General features: G+C 51.6%; 1 rRNA gene. It reads left to right on the top strand.

What is annotated here, in order from left to right:
* Positions 1-2,355 (top strand): 23S ribosomal RNA (locus PVK63_RS19830); the annotation flags it as partial.
* Positions 2,356-2,374 lie beyond the last annotated feature (19 nt).

Genomic DNA, 2,374 nt, shown 5'->3' with positions numbered 1-2,374 from the left:
TGGTGTGACTGCGTACCTTTTGTATAATGGGTCAGCGACTTATATTCAGTGGCAAGGTTAACCGTTTAGGGGAGCCGTAGGGAAACCGAGTCTTAACTGGGCGTTCAGTCTCTGGATATAGACCCGAAACCAGGTGATCTAGCCATGGGCAGGTTGAAGATTGAGTAACATCAATTGGAGGACCGAACCGACTAATGTTGAAAAATTAGCGGATGACTTGTGGCTAGGGGTGAAAGGCCAATCAAACCTGGAGATAGCTGGTTCTCCCCGAAATCTATTTAGGTAGAGCCTCGGACGAATACTACTGGGGGTAGAGCACTGTTAAGGCTAGGGGGTCATCCCGACTTACCAACCCTTTGCAAACTCCGAATACCAGTAAGTACTATCCGGGAGACACACGGCGGGTGCTAACGTCCGTCGTGGAGAGGGAAACAACCCAGACCGCCAGCTAAGGTCCCAAAGTTATAGTTAAGTGGGAAACGATGTGGGAAGGCTCAGACAGCCAGGATGTTGGCTTAGAAGCAGCCATCATTTAAAGAAAGCGTAATAGCTCACTGGTCGAGTCGGCCTGCGCGGAAGATGTAACGGGGCTAAACTATACACCGAAGCTGCGGCAATACAGTTTACTGTATTGGGTAGGGGAGCGTTCTGTAAGCGGTTGAAGGTGCGTTGTAAAGCGTGCTGGACGTATCAGAAGTGCGAATGCTGACATGAGTAACGATAAAGCGGGTGAAAAACCCGCTCGCCGGAAGACCAAGGGTTCCTGTCCAACGTTAATCGGGGCAGGGTAAGTCGACCCCTAAGGCGAGGCCGAAAGGCGTAGTCGATGGGAAACGGGTTAATATTCCCGTACTTCTTACAATTGCGATGGGGGGACGGAGAAGGCTAGGTGGGCTTGGCGACGGTCGTCCAAGTTCAAGTGTGTAGGCTGTATTCTTAGGCAAATCCGGGAATACACTAGGCTGAGACACGATGTCGAGCTACTACGGTAGTGAAGCCATTGATGCCATGCTTCCAGGAAAAGCCTCTAAGCTTCAGATTGTAAGGAATCGTACCCCAAACCGACACAGGTGGTCGAGTAGAGAATACTAAGGCGCTTGAGAGAACTCGGGTGAAGGAACTAGGCAAAATGGTACCGTAACTTCGGGAGAAGGTACGCTCCTAGCGGTGATGAGACTTGCTCTCTAAGCTGCCGGGAGTCGCAGATACCAGGTGGCTGCAACTGTTTATTAAAAACATAGCACTGTGCTAAATCGTAAGATGACGTATACGGTGTGACGCCTGCCCGGTGCTTGAAGGTTAATTGATGGGGTTAGACTTCGGTCGAAGCTCTTGATCGAAGCCCAAGTAAACGGCGGCCGTAACTATAACGGTCCTAAGGTAGCGAAATTCCTTGTCGGGTAAGTTCCGACCTGCACGAATGGCGTAATGATGGCCACGCTGTCTCCACCCGAGACTCAGTGAAATTGAAATCGCTGTGAAGATGCAGTGTACCCGCGGCTAGACGGAAAGACCCCGTGAACCTTTACTACAGCTTGGCACTGAACATTGACCCTACATGTGTAGGATAGGTGGGAGCCTTTGAAGCACGTACGCCAGTATGTGTGGAGGCAATCTTGAAATACCACCCTTGTATGCTTGATGTTCTAACGTTGGCCCCTTATCGGGGTTGCGGACAGTGCCTGGTGGGTAGTTTGACTGGGGCGGTCTCCTCCCAAAGAGTAACGGAGGAGCACGAAGGTGGGCTAATCACGGTTGGACATCGTGAGGTTAGTGCAATGGCATAAGCCCGCTTGACTGCGAGAATGACAATTCGAGCAGGTGCGAAAGCAGGTCATAGTGATCCGGTGGTTCTGAATGGAAGGGCCATCGCTCAACGGATAAAAGGTACTCCGGGGATAACAGGCTGATACCGCCCAAGAGTTCATATCGACGGCGGTGTTTGGCACCTCGATGTCGGCTCATCACATCCTGGGGCTGAAGTCGGTCCCAAGGGTATGGCTGTTCGCCATTTAAAGTGGTACGCGAGCTGGGTTTAGAACGTCGTGAGACAGTTCGGTCCCTATCTGCCGTGGGCGTTGGATGATTGAAGGGGGCTGCTCCTAGTACGAGAGGACCGGAGTGGACGAACCTCTGGTGTTCGGGTTGTCACGCCAGTGGCATTGCCCGGTAGCTAAGTTCGGAATCGATAAACGCTGAAAGCATCTAAGCGTGAAGCGAGCCCTGAGATGAGTCATCCCTGATACTTTACGTATCCTAAAGGGTTGTTGGAGACTACGACGTAGATAGGTCAGGTGTGTAAGTGCTGCGAGGCATTGAGCTAACTGATACTAATTGCCCGTGAGGCTTAACCATACAACACCCAAGGGGTTTT

The sequence above is a fragment of the Aliivibrio sp. S2TY2 genome (assembly GCF_028765525.1).
GTDB lineage: Bacteria > Pseudomonadota > Gammaproteobacteria > Enterobacterales > Vibrionaceae > Aliivibrio > Aliivibrio finisterrensis_A.
Note: the sequence above shows the minus strand (reverse complement) of the source record. Positions and strands in the feature narration are given on the sequence as shown.